The 19503-nt window shown below is 38.9% G+C and carries 15 protein-coding genes and 1 pseudogene; 11 read left to right on the top strand and 5 right to left on the bottom strand.

Translation table 11 applies throughout. From position 1 onward, the window contains the following. Window positions 1–123 precede the first annotated feature (123 nt). The gene (locus tag NST97_RS04225; RefSeq protein ID WP_094245893.1) at window positions 124–399 is read left to right on the top strand and encodes a 2TM domain-containing protein; all 276 of its coding nucleotides are present in this window, start codon (window positions 124–126) and stop codon (window positions 397–399) included. 923 nt (window positions 400–1322) lie between these two features. Here the strand turns inward: NST97_RS04225 and NST97_RS04220 are convergent. Next, the gene (locus tag NST97_RS04220) at window positions 1323–1520 is read right to left on the bottom strand and encodes a hypothetical protein (RefSeq protein ID WP_340881584.1); all 198 of its coding nucleotides are present in this window, start codon (window positions 1518–1520) and stop codon (window positions 1323–1325) included. A gap of 1136 nt (window positions 1521–2656) precedes the next feature. Here NST97_RS04220 and NST97_RS04215 point away from each other — a divergent pair. Further along, entirely contained in the window at window positions 2657–2860 is a 204-nt protein-coding gene (locus NST97_RS04215; RefSeq protein ID WP_063387775.1) for a Fur-regulated basic protein FbpA, read from the top strand. A gap of 587 nt (window positions 2861–3447) precedes the next feature. Here the strand turns inward: NST97_RS04215 and NST97_RS04210 are convergent. Beyond that, complete coding sequence (locus NST97_RS04210; protein ID WP_339192838.1) at window positions 3448–4650, bottom strand: transposase; 1203 nt, start codon at window positions 4648–4650, stop codon at window positions 3448–3450. A 389-nt stretch (window positions 4651–5039) separates the two neighbouring features. Continuing rightward, complete coding sequence (locus NST97_RS04205; protein WP_341342962.1) at window positions 5040–6317, bottom strand: IS110 family transposase; 1278 nt, start codon at window positions 6315–6317, stop codon at window positions 5040–5042. A gap of 502 nt (window positions 6318–6819) precedes the next feature. Here NST97_RS04205 and NST97_RS04200 point away from each other — a divergent pair. The 4 genes from NST97_RS04200 to NST97_RS04185 all read left to right on the top strand — a co-directional run bounded on the left by NST97_RS04200 (window position 6820) and on the right by NST97_RS04185 (window position 10971). Beyond that, window positions 6820–7485: a GntR family transcriptional regulator gene (locus NST97_RS04200; RefSeq protein WP_063387781.1), complete on the top strand. Its 666-nt coding sequence runs from the start codon at window positions 6820–6822 to the stop codon at window positions 7483–7485. 351 nt (window positions 7486–7836) lie between these two features. Beyond that, window positions 7837–8634: an enoyl-CoA hydratase/isomerase family protein gene (locus NST97_RS04195; protein ID WP_130158631.1), complete on the top strand. Its 798-nt coding sequence runs from the start codon at window positions 7837–7839 to the stop codon at window positions 8632–8634. A gap of 1 nt (window position 8635) precedes the next feature. Further along, window positions 8636–9835 carry a CaiB/BaiF CoA transferase family protein gene (locus tag NST97_RS04190; RefSeq protein ID WP_341342961.1) on the top strand — a complete coding sequence of 400 codons (1200 nt, stop codon included), beginning with the start codon at window positions 8636–8638 and terminating at the stop codon, window positions 9833–9835. A 308-nt stretch (window positions 9836–10143) separates the two neighbouring features. Then, on the top strand, window positions 10144–10971 hold the full coding sequence (locus NST97_RS04185; protein ID WP_341342960.1) for a hypothetical protein: 828 nt from the start codon (window positions 10144–10146) through the stop codon (window positions 10969–10971). A 181-nt stretch (window positions 10972–11152) separates the two neighbouring features. Here the strand turns inward: NST97_RS04185 and NST97_RS04180 are convergent. Together NST97_RS04180 and NST97_RS04175 are read right to left on the bottom strand one after the other, a co-directional pair. Further along, window positions 11153–11332 (bottom strand): annotated as a pseudogene (locus tag NST97_RS04180) (energy-coupling factor ABC transporter permease); the annotation flags it as partial. 519 nt (window positions 11333–11851) lie between these two features. Next, complete coding sequence (locus tag NST97_RS04175; protein WP_341342959.1) at window positions 11852–13159, bottom strand: cell wall-binding repeat-containing protein; 1308 nt, start codon at window positions 13157–13159, stop codon at window positions 11852–11854. A gap of 300 nt (window positions 13160–13459) precedes the next feature. On the opposite strand from NST97_RS04175, the gene NST97_RS04170 reads away from it, so the two are divergent. The 5 genes from NST97_RS04170 (at window position 13460) to NST97_RS04150 (ending at window position 19486) form a co-directional block, all read left to right on the top strand. After that, window positions 13460–14830 (top strand): sensor histidine kinase, encoded by a 1371-nt coding sequence (locus tag NST97_RS04170; RefSeq protein WP_341342958.1) that lies wholly within the window; start codon window positions 13460–13462, stop codon window positions 14828–14830. Window positions 14831–14832: 2 nt separating this feature from the next. Then, a complete protein-coding gene (locus NST97_RS04165; protein WP_339196321.1) occupies window positions 14833–15504 on the top strand; it encodes a response regulator transcription factor in 672 nt (223 codons plus the stop codon). Window positions 15505–15732: 228 nt separating this feature from the next. Continuing rightward, window positions 15733–17193, top strand: coding sequence for an aldehyde dehydrogenase family protein (locus tag NST97_RS04160; RefSeq protein ID WP_340733830.1), 1461 nt, complete (start codon window positions 15733–15735; stop codon window positions 17191–17193). 595 nt (window positions 17194–17788) lie between these two features. Beyond that, entirely contained in the window at window positions 17789–18205 is a 417-nt protein-coding gene (tnpA, locus tag NST97_RS04155) for an IS200/IS605 family transposase (protein WP_094246129.1), read from the top strand. Beyond that, the gene (locus tag NST97_RS04150; protein WP_341342957.1) at window positions 18206–19486 is read left to right on the top strand and encodes an RNA-guided endonuclease InsQ/TnpB family protein; all 1281 of its coding nucleotides are present in this window, start codon (window positions 18206–18208) and stop codon (window positions 19484–19486) included. The last annotated feature ends 17 nt before the right edge of the window (window positions 19487–19503 follow it).

The raw sequence follows: 19503 nt of genomic DNA, 5'->3' as shown, positions 1-19503 counted from the left end.
CCGAATCAACAGCAGGTTAGAAATTGTTGTGCCTCATTCCCAAATGTAAACGGTGAAGGAAAATATTTTCAGCATTATGAGTGGCAACAAGGCTGTTCAAAAACTAAGCTATATAGGGGGGTGTTGAAAGTCGAAAAAGATGAAAAATATTTAAGGGCGAAAAAAAGAGTGGAAAATTTGAAAGCCTTTTATTTGCATTTCATTTCTTATGTTTTAGTGAATTCTATGCTTTTTGTTTTTAATTTAATTTCGGATCCCGGTAATTGGTGGTTTCAATATCCGCTTTTTGGCTGGGGGATTGGGCTTTTAGTACACGGCGCCTCAACGTTTGCATTTGGCATATTCGGGGAAGAATGGGAAGAAAAAAAGATAAAAAAATATATGGAAAAAGACAGGTAGAACATTTTAAAAGCGTTCGGAATCGAACGTTTTTTTGTGGAGAGTATTAAAATGGAACATCTAAAAGATGCACCCTGTGAGGTGCATTTCAAACATTACAGTATGGAGAGTTGAATTATGTTTCGTCTATTTCATAAGCGGTGCTTTTTGTGTAAGCGAAAAACAAAAACTTACTATCATTATGTAGACCATAACGGAAATAGTATGAAAGTTTGTCCGGAATGTGCAGTATATGCGGAAAGAAGGGCATTTAGAAAAAAAGTGTAGGCACCTTTTGAAAGGTGCTTTTTCTTTTCCTTCAAAACTCAACTTCAAAGGAGGGAGCTTTTTGTTAAATACTGCACAAGCAACGGGTAAGAGCAAGAGCCAAAAGCGCTGCTAAAATCGATTGGAAACCGCTGCAGAATCAATTTTGAAGCGAACAGCAGCTGATAAATTAGCCAAAATTAAGTTTAGTAACCCATAAAATAATTATGTGAACTAATATAAAAAAAGTGTCGACTCATTCATCATATGGATATAAATGGATGTATTGCAACTGATGGGGATTAACTCAAAGTATGGATATTGTTGGGCAAACAGGTTGGAATGGGTTGATAAAAAGAAAGCTTTCTGATCTTGGAGGATGGCCGCAGACAACATCCGAGAGGATGGCGAATCAGAAGACGAAAAATTCCTTTTGTATACATTGAAACATCCAGAGGGCACAAAAATCCTTTGTTCACAATAAACGCATCGGCATTTTGCAAAGGAATAGTTGCTTGGTCTGTATCGGCTTAATTTATGGTGTCTCCAATGAAAATCTGAACATTAGTGTACTTTTGAATGCGAAATAATGATGGAACCTCTTGAGGTTATGGCGTTAAGGGAATTTAAACAGAACAACGCCCCCCTTAATAAAAGAGGGCGCATTGTAATGTCATTTAGCAGCATTTAGAAGGGTATCCTGGATCAACAATTACGTTTCTTGTAATTGGTCTATAAATATGTCTAGGAACATTGACAATATTGAAACGATTAATCCTTACAATTGGATGAATATAAGGAACTACACGTGGAATGAAACGGTCGCGAACCACATGTTTAGGCGGACAGATAATAGGTCTATTATGACCAAACATTGGAAACTCACCTCCTAGAATATCTATATACATTAAATGTATTAGCAGGACTTTTTGAAACGGACAAATATCACAAGTTATATAAAAAATTCATCTAGTTGTAAAAGATTGGGGATCTTTAGTATTAGAAGGGCATTCAATGTACACATTTTGAAGAAAAATTTTTGTTCGATGTGTTGACGTTAAAAGACGTCCAGCTATCCCGCTTCATGAAGAAAGCTAAATTTGGAATGATCGGGATCAAATCCATTTGCCAGATGCTGGAACAAAAAAGAGTTCAGCAACAGAAGAGAAAATGAACTGTTATTATGTTTACTAGGGGCAGGAGAAACCCATTAAGTGAGGGGCTATAAGTTTTCGTGTAACCGATTTATCAGCTCCATCAGAGCGGGGTATTATGATTTAAACGGCAAATTGCTAAATGTGAACGGCTCATTTCTTTGTTCTACAAAAGCACGGATCCAACGCTTTTATGCCATATTATGCAAAAAATTGCTATGGTGACTTCCCAACATTTTAACAGCAGCATTGGAATTCCACTTCTTTCAAATAATTGCTTAGAGAAAAAAGCTATCGTCTAAAACAGCATTTCTTCTGTTAAGAAAAACGGTAAGCTGCTTTATTTTTGGCCTGCTGAAACAACCTAACAAGTTGTGAAATAGGGTTTTAACATGTTACCGTACATTCGTCAGGATGGCAACCCTTAACCCTTCACATTTTAACATGTTACTGCACATTCAAAAGGGACTGTTTCCCGGGGTGGATCGGGACTGTATAATTGAAATCAATCTGTAATTAACAAATCAACGACCGGTGAGGCAGAATTTTTTTGCCTAAATTCATAAAAACATAAATTTCTACTTGACAGGTAGGATTAATATGTTTTAATATAATGTTAAATTTACTGGAAAATTAAAAACGCCGACTGGTTCACTAGAGGCTCCATTCAAGATGGATTTTCTTGATTTGGGAGCCTCTTAGTTTTTAAATTCGCAGCAGGAATATAAATGATCCGTATAAGGCACAGAGGATGAAATAGTCTTAACAAGATCAGACTTGCACTAAGAAAGCTGGTGCAGCGAAATCGGATAACCATTTAAAAAAACGTAAAAATTTTATGATAAGGAGAGGATCACATGAGTAACCTTCTTCGTCAGGCTGTAGAAATCAGAAGAAAAAAATTGATCAACAAACTGATTGTCTTAAATGCATTTAAGAATGAGGAGCAGCTTTGCAAATTAACGTTATCAGAATTAGAATATGAATATAAAAAAACCCAAAGGGATTCCCATCCGCATAGTGAAACAGGGTTGATTCGTTGGACGAGCAAAAAATTATAATTTTCATCAAAAAATACGCATGATTCTTTTAAACCCGTACGTTGGAAAGGGAAGGACAGTGAATTCTCCTCAAAGCATGGGTAAGTGAACTGAATTTTCCAAAAGGTCTTCAACCCTTCTCAATTATTCTGCTAGTGATTAGCAGATCAAAACGCTATGGCAAATTCCAAAAATTTTGAATGAGGATTTATCGAAAACGAAATTTTACGCAATGGCTTTTAGTAAAAATTTCTATCTGCTTTTGCACTCTGAAATACTACTATATAGATAGTATTAGTATGATTTAATAAACTACCAGCTGAATTATTTGAGGCTCTTGATTCGAGATAGGAGGAAATCTTGATTTAAGAGCCTCTTAGCTTTTCATTTTAGTGTAAGGATTATAGATGCCGATTGAAACAGCGTTCTTCATTTTCGCTAAATCCGCCTTTAAATATTTAACATGAGCATTTTGCAAAATTAGATTTTTTGGATAAAAGTATAAAAAATAAAGCACTCGACAAATAGCTACCAGCATGTTATTTTACAAAATATTACAATAATCTTGTTTTCGGGCATACCTACAGAATTTTTCACATTGAATTTTTTTAAGCGGCTTTCTTCCCTTTATTTTCCTTTGCCATCGCTAGCGCTGAAACAAGTAATACAATAGCGTTCAGGTAAATATGGGTCTTTACTTTTTCAATTCCCCATACATGTAGGGAGTTCGCCGTAAGGTAGCTTTTCATTCTTGAATTACAGCGTTCTACACTTGTCCTCTCGTTGTAAAGCTCTTTCCAACGTTTTGTATCACGGTGCGGATTGGAATATCGGCGCACATCCTTTTTGATGTCGACTTTTACCACCATTCCATAGTTGGAAGATGAACAGGCTGCCATTCCTAATGGGCAATCCACTTTGCCGGTTGCGTGAGGACATCTGAACTTGAGCTGGTCCTTATCAGCTCCCCAATAAGTCATTTCATAACCCATGGAACAACGCGGAGTTCCATTGGAAGAAATCCCTTCAGGAGGCTCTTTTTCGTTGCGCAAATTGAGCGGGATAATGGCTTGCGCTCCAATGTTTTTGGCTGATTCATAGTTTTTTAGTTGGTCATATCCGCCATCCATGATCAGAAATTCAATTTTGGATTTGGTACGCTCTGCCACTTGCTCTATTAATTCTGGTGCGACTTCTCCATCGTTCACATGGGCAGGGGTTACTTTTATGGCTATTGGCAGTTCGCTTGCGGTATCGACTGAAAGATGCATCTTATAGCCAAACCAGGTAATTTTATTGCCGAAGGAATCATATTTTGCGCCCCAATTGGCATTACCCGTTTGTTCACTACGCTTTTTGGGCTGTTTCTTTTCATAGGCATCAATGGCGGCACTGTCGATGGCCTGGTGGCTGCCGTCAATTATTCCTTCCTCCTGAGCTAACTGTACCAAGTCAAGGAAGATCTTTTCAGCCAGCTTTTTTTTGGTAAGTGCCGCAAAAACCCGGCTGAGAGTGGAGATAGACGGTGCGGGGCGATCAATCGATAAACCGCATTGATAACGGAAACGAAGGTCTTTATCCAATCGATGATGAAGGGCGGTAAAGGTGTCGATGCCTTCGAGTGGGGCAGCGATGAGAGCCCTTAGAATCCCTTCTCTGGAATGACCGTCAGCCCCTCGGGGTGAAGAACTTCTCAACTGTTTAGCATAAGGGCGTAAATCAAGCGAGCTAAAAAAGATAGGTAATTTCTCTTTTGACTCTAATTTTTGCAGTTCTTCAAAGGAAAATAGGCTTTCTTGTAGAATATACAAAGTGACTTCCTCCCTCTATAAATGTTGATATATCAACGGTTGTAGCCGTTTCAGGGGTGTCAAAAAAATATTTTTCGACAAAGTTCCTAACATTATTTCTTAAATATGTGTATATCTTACATTGACTGGGTGCGCTTCGCTGCCACTACTGGTTTAATTTGGTTGTAATGGTGGTAAATGTATGTGATGCACCTTGGATCTCTGCATCGCTGATGATGACGAACCCTCCCATGCCTCTTGGCATCCTTGTGCCTACATTCCTTCGTTCGGTCTAGTCATCAGGCAGAGGCTGGCGAAGCTCCTTTAGGGACTCAAGGTCGAATGGATGATATCGTGCCAGCTTCTCCGTGTCATCCTTGTTGTCTAGGGAATCGTAAGGCATGCAGGCATCAAGCCGCCGTTTCGAGACCAAAGATGTCCTGCATCATTCGCTTCGCATCGAACGCCTGGTGCTTCGTACACACAGCGTGCAGTACCTTCAGTAATTTCCCACATAACACCACAATGGATTGCTTCTTGCGCAACGGATGATCGGGCCGTGTCGTGTAATATTCATGTAACTGTCGAAACGCTTCGTTGTGGCGGATCATCGGCATCATCACGCGGAAGAGGAGGGCGCGCAACCGCCTTCTTCCACGCTTGGAGATCCGTTTTTGCCCTTTGTGTTGGCCGGAGGAGTTTTCCCGTAAGGTCAGTCCCGCAAGTTTCAATAATTGGCGCGGATCCTGATAGTGGGAAAAACTCCCGATTTCCGATAACAGTTCCACGATCGTCGCATCCCCTAAGCCCGGAACAGTTTTGAGCCATTCGTATTCCACGGATGTTTGCACAAGTTCTGTCAGTTGCTCATTCAGTGCCTCGATTTCTTTCTCCAATTGGCGGTACCGGCGGACAAGTGTGGCGATTTCGATACGGGCCATCTGTTGTCCTTCCGTTACGCCAATGGAGTGTTGGGCCAGTTCCATCAGCTTCTTCGCTTTCGGCTTTTGTGGCGATTGTAATCCCTCGCTTTGCCGATAAAGGGTGAGAACCTCTTCGATCTCTTTCTCTGCTAAATCCGACGGAAACGGCGTCTGTTCCAGCGCAGCGAGCGCCATTTTCCCAAACGACGGAAAGACTTGCGTAAATTCCGGAAAATACCGATCGAGCCAGCGAATCATCTGATTTCGAACCGCCCCCTGCTCTTCCACGAGTTTGGATCGAAACGTCGCCCCTGTGCGCAGTTCGGCCTCCATCCCTTTCAGAATACGCGGATAGCTGAATCGGCCGTCTTTCACTAACCGGGCAATGACGAGCGCGTCTTTCGCATCATGTTTGGTTGGAAGATTGTCGTCTAGCTCTTTGGAGCGCTTCACGTGCATCGGGTTTGTCATCACGAGAGGAATGCCCTTCTCGTCAAGAAAGTAAGCGAGATTGAGCCAATAATGTCCCGTTGGCTCGATGCCAACGATCACTTCCGTTTTTTCAAATTCCTCCATCGCTTTCACGATGCACTGGTACAACCATTCCAACCCTTCTCTGGATTGCGGAACGGGAAACGATTTTTTTAGCACCCTCCCTCGCTCATCCACAAAGCAGGCATAATGCTTCTTTTTCGCGATATCCATGCCAACGACGAGCGTTTGATCGGTGACTTGATTAATCTTCTTGTTTGAGATAGAATTCATGTATAGTCCTCCTTGGTATCCAAATTAGGGGTCAATTCATCCGATTGACACCCCCGAATCATACCAAGAGGGCTTTTTTTATTCAAGTCCCCGAAAAAACTTCTAACAGGAATGCTCCTTTTCTCCGTTTTTCATTCATCACAGATTGTTTACAGCTATTTATTCATTTACAAAAATGTTTACGAAAGCAAAATGAAAAATATGCATCTTTGTCAATTGTCGACAGGATGTACGAAGCGATGAAATATTCGTAATAAAAATTTGAATATTCTTATTTATGAAGTCATTTATAATGAAAGGGATCACATTAATTTTTATATATGGAGGAAGGAGAACTTCTATAAATTTCGAATAAATTAGAACAGTGCAGCAAACGAAAGATTTGCGGAAAATCTTCCAATACAATGCCGACTTTACAGAATTTTTCGATTTGTATTTATAAACAAGTTATAATAGGATTATAAAAAATAGACAGTCGACATTATAGAGAGGAAGAGCGGGAATGAAAAATAATCAATTATTTTACAATCATTCGTTGTCCCACAAAATAGCGGAAAAAATAACAAACCAAATTATGGCGGGGGAGCTGAAGCCCGGAGAAAAAATTATTGAATCCACTTACGCAGAAGAGTTTGGAACGAGCAGGGCGCCTATTCGAGAGTCGCTCTATTTGCTGGAAAATGAAGGGCTAATAGAGCGAATTCCTAGAAAAGGCGCTGTTGTGAAAGGCTATACGGAAGATGAAGTTTATGATCTTCTTGAAATGAGAATCGTATTGGAAAGCCTTGCGATGAAAAGAATTAAAGTCCGCGGGATAAATGAAGAAATTCTTAAGAAAATGGAGCAATTGGTACAAAAGATGTCAGAGGTTGATGACGAAAAACAGTATGCCAATCTGAACCAAGAGTTTCATATGCTCATCATTGAAATGAGCAAAAGCGAAATTATTAAAGAAATGTATTGGAGATTAGGACGTCCTTTGCTTGTACTTCAAAGAATATCGTTTCTTGAAGAGGAGCATATAAAAAAGTCTTTGAAGGAACACCGCATTATTTTAGATTTGTTAAAGGAAAACCTGATCGATGAAGCGCTTGTTTTGCTTGAAAATCATAATCATAGCGTAATTAAAAGGGTCGAAAACAAAACGAAAAATAAACAATCGTACTAGCAGCAAAAAAGGGAAAACAACGAGCGCTGTAAATGTCTTGAAACGAACAACATATACATGATTTTAGGGAGTTCATATGAAGGAGTGAAGCCCTTTTCATATAAGCTCCTTTTTTTATTTTTCAGCTTATTGACTGGGTCATAATCAAAACATGACATAAGTAGGTTTTCCTCAGCAAATACAAAATGAAAATTTAAAATTTTTAGAATTTTTATTGACTTTTATAACATGAGGGGATATCATGGTTGTAACAAGATAATTGTCGACAGTCGTCCATCTTCTAGGAAGAGCATTTTTTGAATCCTGATGGTTTTGTTAAAAAATATAAAGACAAGAGATAGGTGATTTTTAATGAGGGTAACGATTAGTCAGGTCGAGGCGGATGGGAAAATTATACTTCAGGAAAGTGCAGGGCTTGCCATTGTAACGATCCAACGTCCACGCCTAAAAAATGCTATAACATCGGGGATGTGGAGGGAGCTCGCGGAAATCGGAAGGCTGATTCCTGAAAACCCGAAAACACGAGTGGTGATCCTGCGCGGAAGCAAGGATCAATTTTGTTCAGGTTCTGATTTGAAAGAATTTAACCAAATGTCGATTAACGAAGCGCACGAAGCTTTCCGCTTAATGGAACAAGCCATTTCGACGTTTGAAAAACTTCCGTTGCCAACCATTGCCGCTATAAATGGTCCGGCATTAGGTGCAGGATTTGTTCTATCTTTAGCATGTGATCTTCGGGTTGGGACCTCTAAAGCTAAAATGGGAATCCCAGTCGGACGGCTGGGAATTACGTTAAACCAAATGTTTGTAAAACGGATTGCAGATCTGATCGGAGGGAGCCGGACGATGGATTTAGTTTATACAGGTCGACTGCTAGACGCTTCAGAATGCTGTCAATTGGGATTAGTTAATTACATGGTTCCGGATGATGAGGATGTGGATCATTTTACATTACGTTTGGCGAAAAAAGTTATGGAGCAGTCACCGGCGTCTCTTCTTGCTGTTAAAAGATCTGTCGCCTACAATAAGCCGGCACTTTCATTTCCGTGGGATACAGGTACGGCGTCCAGTATTGACGCAAATGATTTTCCTGAAGGTGTTCGTTCCTTTGTAGAAAAAAGAAAACCGAATTTTAAAGGGAGAGGTTGACATGCTGCCACTTGCAGGAATTAAAATTATTGACTTAACGAGAATATTGAGCGGCCCTTTTTGCACAATGACATTAGCTGATTTAGGCGCCGAGGTGATAAAAATTGAAAGTCCACAAGGGGATGATACAAGGCAATGGGGTCCTCCGTTCATTAAAAATGAAAGCGCGTACTTTCTAAGTGTCAACCGCAATAAGAAAAGTGTTGTTTTAAATTTAAAAGATCCAAAAGGAAAAGGAATTTTACTGAAAATGGTAGAAGAAGCGGATGTTGTTGTTGAAAACTTTCGACCCGGCACATTAAAAAAGCTCGGAATTGATTATGACATCTTAAAGCAGCATAACCGCGGAGTCATTCTTGCTTCGATTTCCGGCTTCGGTCAAACAGGACCGTATTCAAAAAAGCCTGGCTATGATGTCCTGGCTCAAGGAATGGGCGGGTTAATGTCCGTTACAGGCGAACCAGACGGTACACCAGTTAAAGCTGGATATTCTTTGGCAGACATCGGAGCAGGAATGTGGGCAACAATCGGCATTCTGTCAGCACTTTGGGAAAGAGAGCGTTCAGGTCAAGGACAATGGATCGATGTCTCCTTGCTCGACACGATGGTTTCTTGGCAAACGTACCTTGCCGGCAACTATTTTGCGACAAACAATGATCCAAAGCCGCTGGGAGGAGCCCATCCGAATATTGTGCCTTACCAGGTTTTTGAAGCTTCGGACGGCCACTTTATTCTTGCAGTAGGAAATGACAGCCTTTGGAATTCGCTGGTTGACGTATTGGATGTGGAAGCTCTTAGAGACCGGAAATTTAAAACGAATCCGGACCGGGTTCAAAATAGAGATGAACTGATTTCCATACTTGAAGAAATATTTAAAAGAAAAGCGAGAGATGAATGGGTTGACATGTTGGAATCTGCGAAAATTCCATGCGGACCGGTTAATAAGCTTTCGGACATTTTAAATGATGCCCATATCAAGGAAAGGGAAATGGTCGTTGAAATGGAGCATCCTTCCCTCGGAATCTTAAAAATGCTTGGTGTTCCTGTAAAATTATCGCGCACACCGGGCAGGATCAAAACGGTCCCTCCAGCTCAGGGGGAGCATAGTGAAACCGTTCTAAAGCAAATGGGCTACAGTAAAGAAGAGATAGAAACATTTATAAAAGAGGGGATTATTATTCCTCAACAAAAATGTGTATAATTCGATAAAATTCAGTCGACAATCGACTAAAAATATTTTAATAATTTGCTAGTTTTTTCAAGTAAAAAAACTTCCTCTGTTTTATTGTGTATGATGCTCGATCCAAAGCCTATTTTTTTGAAATTCATGAATATTAATATCCCACATAACAATCGGAGTCCCGAAACAAACATTTGCTGTCATACGAACTGAATTTTCCTGTAAATAGACAGAATAGAGTTTCCGGTTTGCCGGATCCGGTCCGCCTTTAAGTTTTACGGGCATTTTCCTTCAGGTTGAAAGATTTTTAAGAAAGGGGTATTCACCCAATGCGCGTATTCGCTCTTGTTGGCCGCAGCGGCACGGGAAAAAGCACCAGCGCACTTTCTTTTGCACATAGTAAAAACATACCGGCTATGATTGATGATGGATTGTTAATTTATAAAGGGCGAAAAGCTGCAGGGAGTTCAGCGAAATATGAAAAGAACTATATAACCGCTATTAAACGGGCTGTCTTTTTTTATGAGGATCACCGAAAAGAAGTCCAAAATGCTATTAAAGCACTTGATATTCATTCGCTTCTCATCATTGGTACGTCTACGAAAATGGTTGATCAAATTGCGGAAACATTGCAATTAGGAAAAATCACCAAATATTACAAAATTGAAGAAATTAGATCGTCAAAGGAAATCAACATGGCATTATATGTGAGAAAAACAGAGGGGAAACATATTATTCCGATTCCATATGTACAAGTTGAACAAAATATTTTAAAGAAGATCATTATGAAGGGAAAGAAAATTTTTTCTACCCAAAAAGAAGAGATTGGTGAAACAACGATTATCAGACCACGGTTTCATCAAGGAACCATCCACATTTCTGAATACGTTTTAAAACAAATCATTTCCCATGCCTGCACTTCGGTAGAAGCAGTGAAAAAATGCCATCGGATAGATATTGCATTAAACGAACTGCCGAATATAAAAATCAACCTCACCATATTTTATCCATTGGATGAAGCATTACCCGTCATCGCAGAAAAGATTCAACAAAAAGTTGCTGAAGATTTTTTAAAATTTTTAAATATAGAGTTAAATAGTATTACTATTCATATCAGTAAATTATCGATGGAACACTCTTATTCTGCACATCAATGATCCGGACTGCGCGTATATGATTTGGGCTGATAAGTTATGCAAAATTAGGTAATCGTAGCTGAGCAAAGGGGTGCCATATGATCAAAAAGTCAGTCATTATTATAAAAATGGCAAATGTAAAAGAACGGATTATACAGTAAAAGGCATATTGAAAAAATAAATTCATATAGAGCAAGTATTATATTTTTAATGCTGACAGCACAAATGCAAATGCTCCAGATAAACCTAGCATCATTTTGAATTCAGGATGCTCCTGAAGCTTCTTTTTAATAGAGAGTAAGCCTATAATTAAAGAAGGTAAAGTAACCCCCCACCAAAATAAAGCCCATTCAATCGGCAGAAAACCTTCCATAATATGCATGGCGATGGCCTGTTCCGGGATAAAAACGAATAGAAATGATTGGGAGCTTCCTTTTCGGCCCAACAGCGATGAGTGTTGTTGGATTTATTGTTCTCTTTTTCCAATCATTATTTACACAAATTTATCTCTTGTTAATCCGCCATTTTCAAACATTTTTAGCTGATTGAAAACGCCAGTTTATTCATCGTGAAGAATACTCAAAGTTTTCAATAAATAGGGAAATATACAATTAACAACAGATGATGTGTCTAGTACGATTCTTGGTTTTGCACTTTTTGTTATTTTGGAAAATGAAAAAAATTGACTTTGTCCTCAGGGATAGAAAGAATATAAAACGCCTCAAACTAATTCGTGGGCACAAATAAATCTTTGAGTATCTTCGGGACAGATAGAATATAAAACTCCTCAAACAGCAGGAAGCTAAATGGAAGCGATCTTTCACACTTACCATATGAAGCTGTTTATTTACTTTAAAAAGATTAGGAAAACCGGGCGTTCAATTTTTACGCCCGGTTTTCCTTAATGCCCACCATGCCCGTGTCCGTCTTCCTGAGCAATTTCAAGCTTGTCATCTAGAATTCCTTGTGTTTGAAAGGAAATTTGTTTTTGATCTCCGATGATAAAACCATGATTGTAAGGACCTGTTGTCGGGTCATCTTGAAAGGTTGGCTTGATGCTTGCCAAGAAATCATATGTTTCTTGTTGAAGCTGTCCTTTGTTTAACCAAATCATCGGTGCATGTTTGCCGAGATGTGAAAACGGCGCGGCAGCTAAAGCAAGCTCTGGTGAATCTGTTGAAATAAAAGAAACACCATGGCCCGGTTCCGTTATACCCCATCCGAATTGAGTGTCTTTATCTTTAAATTTGGCAAATTCAATCGAAGTGGTTACAGGGTCATTTCCAGCTATTCGATGAACAGTCCCGTATTCTTTCAATTGATTTTCTACATCTTTAGAAATAACCTTCTCTGGTCCTAAAATATAAATGTTTGCTTTCTTGTTCCGTTTCTTAAGCGCATCTTTCGTTTCTTTAGGAAGCTCGTGTTCAGATGCAAACAGTATAGGCTCAGGCATATGGGAAATCCAATTAACGGCTGGTATGGAATATAGTTTATGTTGATCCTCTGAAGAAACGATGATCACGCTTTCTGGATAGCCTTCGGATACTTCTGCATAAGCTTGATCGACATTCCTTGCGAATTCTGCGGGATTTTTTCCTTTGATCTGTTCTATTTTATAACCTGACAACTGGTTGATGACATTGTTTGAAACATCTCCTAACACAACAATTTGAGTGCCGTTCCGGTTCCCAGTTGGATTTAACCGTTTGATTTCACTCAACACTTTATCGGGAATGTTATCTTGATGAATCAGTAAGATCGGGCCGTTATTTGGATGATGGATTAAGTCAGCTCCGGCTAATGTTGTTTGCCATTGACCAACAGGAGACAGAATAGCGGCTCCGGGTTGATTTTCTTTATGTGTGGCAGGCCAAATGGTTTGGGATACGTAAATGGATGCACGAATTGGATCGGCAACAGGAATTCTCGTTATATTTTTCGTGTTTTGAACAATTAAGCTTTCCTCAGCATTTGGATTGAATTGTGCAGGCGCTTTGGAAAAGGCTTGATTTTTTGTGCTCTGAGTGTCTTTTCCGTTATGTTTGGCATGATCATTCATATTTTTGTGGTCCATTTTTTCATGATTCATGCCTTCCGTATGTTCTCCTGTATGGCCGTTGCTGCTTCCGTTGGAACATGATGCAGAAAAGAGCATGAAAGCTGTTAAAACGGTAAGAAAAATCAGCAGCTTACTATTTTTTTTCATTCTGATTCCTCCTCCTAACATTTTCTTTGCATCTGTTTTAACAAAAAAATGTGCAAAAATGATGGAGACGGTCCCTTTTTGATCCTGTAAATTTTTTTATGCGAAAATTATTTACTCGCCAAAAGGTGTGCCCGCATTTGGCATCCGCTCGCTGTTTTAAAGTTCGGACGGGGGAGAACAGATAAGCGTTGGATGAAAATGATATAATGAAAAAATGAGAACAGAACGTTCGGTTAAAGGCGGCGAAGAGCTTTCCTTTTTGAAGAGGAAGCTAGTTGGCTGATAAGGAAGGGACAAAAAGTGAAAAAAATTTCGTTTAAATTAGGACTGCTATTTTTCGTGTTTGTTTTGGGAGTCGAAATCATTTTATTTGTCTCATTGTACATAACTTTGGTCAATTCAAGAATTGAGGAGGAGTTTGAGCATCTATTGGCGAGAGGGAATAACCATCGCGATGTGCTGGAAAAAAACTTTGACCATTCCACGCTGGAGCATGTGACGATGATGGAATCGGAAGCGGTGACGGATGTAGTGATTACAAATGAGAAAGGCGATATATTGTATTATTCCGATGACATATTGCCTTTTGCCAAAAAAATTGTAAATACAATGGACAGAACGATTCCGCATGACGGAATAATCGTGCAAAGAAATTGGCAAAAAGAGTCGCATATAGCGACAGTAAGCCCGATACGTATTGACGGCAAGATCAAAGGGTATGTCTATATGTTTCAAAATACCGATGCTATTCAAAAAATGATCTATAAGTTAAAGCATCATTTCGTTTTGGTTGGATTTCTTTCGGTATTTTTAACCATTTTGACGATCGCTTTTTTATCAAAAGTGATAACAAATCCTCTTATTCGTATGAAACAGGCAACCGAAAAATTGAGCAAAGGCGATTTTTCTGTTCGCTTGCAAGTGAAAGGTGAGGACGAATTGGCGGAGCTGGGGGAAGCGATTCAAACATTGGCGAGAGATTTGGAATATTTAAAAAAAGAAAGAAAAGAATTTCTTGCCAGCATTTCTCATGAGCTCCGAACCCCTCTTACATATGTAAAAGGGTATGCAGATATCGCAAGAAGGCCAAATCTAAAAGAAGAGGAGAGAAACCGCTATTTGTCCATTATTTATGAAGAAGCGGAGAATATGCAAAAGCTTGTAAAGGAACTGTTTGAATTAGCAAAGATGGATCAACATTCATTTCAAATCCATAAGGAACCGGCCAACTTGTGTGATTTCTTAAAGAAATTACATGACAAAATGCTACCTGCGTTTCATGAGAAAACCATGTCACTTATCTATAAATGTGAAAAAAACATTACCGTCCAAATTGACCAAAAGCGATTTGAGCAGGTGATGATCAATTTGTTGGACAATGCTTTAAAATATTCCGATGAAGGCTCAGTTGTATCGATTGAAGCAAGAGCGGAGAAAAACAGCATAGTGATCATTGTTTCAGACGATGGAATCGGAATTCCAGAGGAAGATTTGCATCATATTTTTGAACGATTTTACCGAGTGGATAAATCAAGATCAAGAACAAGCGGCGGTACTGGTCTCGGATTGGCCATTGTTAAGGAGATCGTCGAAGCGCACGGAGGAACGGTTTACGCCGCCAGTGAATACGGAAAAGGAACAAACGTTGTTATCACGCTGCCGGAGGTATAAGGATGTACACGATTTTGCTCGTTGATGATGAAAGAAAAATGTTGGACTTGCTGGAGCTTTATCTTTCCCCTCAAGGATATCATTGCGTCAAGTGCGAATCAGGATTATCAGCCATCCGATATTTAGAAAACAACAAAGCTGAACTTGTCCTTCTCGATATTATGATGGCGGAAATGGATGGCTGGGAAACCTGCCGGAAAATAAGAGAATTTTCAAACGTTCCTATTATAATGGTAACAGCAAGAGACCAAACATTCGACATTGTTAAAGGCCTCAAACTCGGTGCGGACGACTATATAACAAAACCGTTTGACGAAGCTGAACTGCTTGCTCGCATCGAAGCGGTGCTGCGTCGTTCCGCAGGAAAGCGTTCAATTATTGATGTTCAAGGATTGGTGTGGGATCAAGAAGAACATAAAGTCCATTTTCAAAACGAAGACATATTATTAACGCCGAAAGAATTCGATATTTTAGGGCTGCTTTTAAAGCACCCGAACAGAGCGTTCAGCAGGGAAGAAATCATTTTATCCTTATGGGGATACGATGCTGAAACTGAGGAGCGCACCATCGACTCTCATGTAAAAAATATCCGCGAAAAACTGAGACAAGCCGGTTTTCCGATCGATCAATTCCTTCGCACTGTTTGGGGAGTAGGGTATAGATGGGGAAAATAGCTGTATTGCCGGATTAGCTTTTTTTAATGCTGATACGGCAAGAGTGCATACATCTTTTATATTTGTTAATAGGCAGATGAGAGCCAGCTTATGTCTGGCTCTTTTTTATGTTTTGGAACCAATTTACAGATCATCTGTCATTTGCTTTCCGACCTTTAGCAAGAATAATTTTGTTCGAACTGTAAAAAACTACCCACAAATAAATGAATTAAAAAAGGGGTAAGTTATATGGAGCGCTTTGAGGAATTGAACAAAAATTATATAAATGGTGAATGGGTCGAAGGATTAAGTGAAAGAAAATATGAAAATTTGAATCCATATGATGGAACTGTCATTCAAACGATTCAACTGGCGACTTCACAACAACTTGAACAGGCATTTTTAAACGCAAAGGAAGCTCAAAAAGAATGGGGAAAAACATCGTCAGAAGAACGAGAAGAAGTGCTGCGGAAAACCGCGGAATTTTTTAAAAAAAATCGTGACGAAATCATAAAAGTGATCTCTCGTGAAACAGGCGGAAGCTTCATAAAGGCTAACGTTGAACTTGACTTGACGGTAGGGCTTGTGGAAGAAGCTGTGAAAATGGCCAAGAAATTAGATGAAGTGAGGGAAATTGAAGCCGATATAAAGGGGAAAGTGAATCGTGTTTATCGTCTTCCTTTAGGAGTTATAACATCCATCTCGCCTTTTAATTTTCCGATGAATTTATCCATTCGGACAATTGCTCCTGCTATTGCACTTGGAAACAGTGTCGTTCATAAACCTGATATTCAAACAGCCTTGACAGGAGGATCAATCATTGCGAGGGCATTTGAATATGCAGGACTGCCAAAAGGTGTTTTTCAATGTATTTTAACGGATATTGATGAAATTGGCGATGACATGCTCACTTCTCCGCATTCACAGCTTATTAGCTTTACTGGTTCAACGCCAGTTGGCAAGCATATCGGAAAAATTGCCGGCAGCATGCTGAAAAGGGTTGCCCTTGAACTAGGCGGAAATAACCCGTTCATTGTTCTGGCAGATGCAAATGTAGACCGTGCTGTTGATGCAGCTATTTTTGGAAAGTTTATACATCAAGGTCAAATTTGTATGATTGTAAACAGAATTATTGTCCATAAAAATAAATATGATGAATTTGTACAAAAATTTGTGGAAAAAGCCAAATCGTTGCCTTACGGAGACCCGTCTGACCCGAAAACAATTATTGGACCGCTTATAAACGAAACACAAATTGAAAAAGCTTTAAATATTATAAATGAAGCAAAAAAAGAAGGAGCAAAAATTGCGTTGGAAGGGAAGCGTATCGGAAATATTTTAACTCCGACTGTATTTGTGGATGTTGATAACAACAGCAAGCTTGCTCAAACTGAGTTATTTTCACCAATTGCTACGATCATGAAAGCGGAATCAGACGATCATGCCATTGAAATGGCGAATAATACAGAATATGGTTTAAGCTCTGCGATTTTTACAGAGGATTTAAGTGAAGGTGAACAACTAGGACTTCAAATTGAAAGCGGAATGACTCATATCAATGATCAAACAGTCAACGACAGCCCGACAATTCCGTTTGGCGGAACAAAGTCGAGCGGAATGGGTAGATTCGGAAATCCTTGGGTAGTAGAAGAATTTACGATGACAAAATGGATTTCGATTCAAAAAGAATATCGAAAATATCCTTTTTAACAACATCCCGACCTGCCAAACAATAAGGGATTTTTGAACGAACAGTTAATGGTTAACTGAAAATGAATTTGTGTATCATTTTTGCTTGGCAAATAATCATGACGTTTCCAAACTCTTTCCCGCGATTTTTGGGAAAGTTTTTTTATGTTGTGCATTTTTAAAAATCTAGAAATGAGCAGGATGATCTTTTCTAATCTCGTGATATGAGCATAGATAGTTTTACTGTCACTATTTCTGCATCTTTTTAATATTCAATCCGGCTTCAAAAAACGATGAAGCGTGTGTCTCGTTATCTTAGGCAGCGATGGATTACGACTCAAGAAGCTTTCCAGCTTGTCGTTAAATATTTTCATTTATACTCTATTGGATAATAACGGGTGAATACTAGCTGCTTATTATCCGATTTCACTTTCAATCCGGCTTTAGCGTATTGTTCCAATTATTTTAATTATCATTGTTTAGGATAGACAAGCGAGAATCCTCCCCTTTTTAAAGGGGAGATGAATCGCTTTTTTTATATTTTATAAAGACTATATGTGGTTTATTAAAGATTGAAATAATTGGTTTTTTTGTATATTTTTGATATACTATATGTATGAAGAAAACAAATTTAATTCACGCAAGAACTTGTGTTTATAATGTCAATTATCATATTGTATGGTCTGTGAAATATCGAAAGAAGGTTTTGACACAAGAGGTTGAGTTATATCTCAAGAAAATTTTTAAAGAGATTGCAGAAGAAAAAGGTTTTCTGTTGCAGATGGTAGAGGTGGGTGAACAAGATCATATTCATGTATTTGTATCAGCTCATCCAAAAATAGCACCTTCTTATATTGTCAAAATGTTAAAAGGGATTTCAGGGAGAAAAATTTTTCTGCAATTTCCTGAAATCAAACAAAAATTATGGAAAGGAGTATTATGGAACTCTAGTTATTATATTGAAACCGTTGGCTCTATTAGTGAGGATGTCATAAAACGCTATATTGCTAACCAAAAGAAAGGTGGTGACTAAATGAAAAAGGTATCGTATTTCACCTATAAAGCGAATCGAACCAATCAAATCATCTTATATCACTTGTGTTATGCCAGTCGTAAGTTATGGAATGTGGGGAACTATGAAAAACGGAATTGGTCGAAAGAACAAGGTGTACCGTTCCCGAATTGGTATGAACAGAAAAAACGATTAAAAACACATTTTTGGTATAAACAATTACCTGCTCAATCAGCACAAGAGGTCTTAAAAGTCTTGCAAGAAGCGTGGGTGTCTTTTTTCAAACTAAAGGAAAGCAATGGAATAGATAATCCACAACCACCACGATTCAAACATCAAAACTTTAATGTCCGTTTTCTAAATAACAGTTTCAAATTGGTGGAGAACAATACCAAAATTCGTTTACCCATTCCAAAGGCTCAAAAAGCCTTTTTAAAAGAAACGTATGGATTGGAAGAAAGTTATCTTTATATCCCGATTCCGAAACATATCGAAATCGAAAAGATAAAACTGATTGAAGTGAAACCCATCAGTCGAAAAGAATATACGATTTATCTGATTCAAGAATACAAAGATGTACCATTGAAACAAAAGAATAGCACGAAATTTTTATCGATTGACTTAGGGATTGCCAATGCGATGACTTGTTATGATTATCAAGGAAAAGCACACATCATTTCAGGAAGGCAATGGCTATCCGTTGAACGCTACTTTCATAAACAAATCGCCCATTTTCAAGCGATTGGTTTCGCTCAACAATGTGCTAAAGGAATACAATACCCGAAACCTTCCAGACGTGTGTTACAACTTTATCAAAAGAAAAGAAAACAAGTGCATCACATGTTGCATTGTATGACAAGAAAAGTGATTGATATTGCTCTGCAACAAGGAGTCGAAACGATTGTGATTGGTGACATTACAGGTATACGAGAACAAGCGAAATTCAACAAGAAAACGAATCAAAAATTGCATGGTTTTCCGTATGCGAAAATCATTCAAATGATACGGTATAAAGCGCAGGAGCAAGGAATAGATGTTCGTTTATCAACCGAAGAATACACCTCTCAAGCATGTTCAGTATGCCAAATGTTCCCTTGTGAAGAAAACGCAAAGCCGAGTAATCGGATTCATCGAGGGTTATATGTATGTAACGACTGTCATACAACCATCAATGCGGATGTGAATGGTGCTATCAATATCAGCAAAAAGTATCTGAAAGAGATTAAGGCTTTATCTCAATCAGTAGTGGTGTTGGACACGCCGACTGTGTATACGTTTAACGGACAACAGTTCGTTGCGTAGAACAGGAAGCTCGTCAT

It is taken from the genome of Aeribacillus sp. FSL K6-1305, from assembly GCF_038050115.1.
Lineage (GTDB): Bacteria > Bacillota > Bacilli > Bacillales > Aeribacillaceae > Aeribacillus > Aeribacillus composti.
Note: the sequence above shows the minus strand (reverse complement) of the source record. Positions and strands in the feature narration are given on the sequence as shown.

Coding starts and splice junctions, on each gene's coding strand:
- NST97_RS04220 (WP_340881584.1), bottom strand. CDS start 1,520: ATGTTTGGTCATAATAGACCTATTATCTGTCCGCCTAAACATGTGGTT.
- NST97_RS04215 (WP_063387775.1), top strand. CDS start 2,657: ATGAGTAACCTTCTTCGTCAGGCTGTAGAAATCAGAAGAAAAAAATTG.
- NST97_RS04205 (WP_341342962.1), bottom strand. CDS start 6,317: ATGAATTCTATCTCAAACAAGAAGATTAATCAAGTCACCGATCAAACG.
- NST97_RS04200 (WP_063387781.1), top strand. CDS start 6,820: ATGAAAAATAATCAATTATTTTACAATCATTCGTTGTCCCACAAAATA.
- NST97_RS04195 (WP_130158631.1), top strand. CDS start 7,837: ATGAGGGTAACGATTAGTCAGGTCGAGGCGGATGGGAAAATTATACTT.
- NST97_RS04190 (WP_341342961.1), top strand. CDS start 8,636: ATGCTGCCACTTGCAGGAATTAAAATTATTGACTTAACGAGAATATTG.
- NST97_RS04185 (WP_341342960.1), top strand. CDS start 10,144: ATGCGCGTATTCGCTCTTGTTGGCCGCAGCGGCACGGGAAAAAGCACC.
- NST97_RS04175 (WP_341342959.1), bottom strand. CDS start 13,159: ATGAAAAAAAATAGTAAGCTGCTGATTTTTCTTACCGTTTTAACAGCT.
- NST97_RS04165 (WP_339196321.1), top strand. CDS start 14,833: ATGTACACGATTTTGCTCGTTGATGATGAAAGAAAAATGTTGGACTTG.
- NST97_RS04160 (WP_340733830.1), top strand. CDS start 15,733: ATGGAGCGCTTTGAGGAATTGAACAAAAATTATATAAATGGTGAATGG.
- tnpA (WP_094246129.1), top strand. CDS start 17,789: ATGAAGAAAACAAATTTAATTCACGCAAGAACTTGTGTTTATAATGTC.
- NST97_RS04150 (WP_341342957.1), top strand. CDS start 18,206: ATGAAAAAGGTATCGTATTTCACCTATAAAGCGAATCGAACCAATCAA.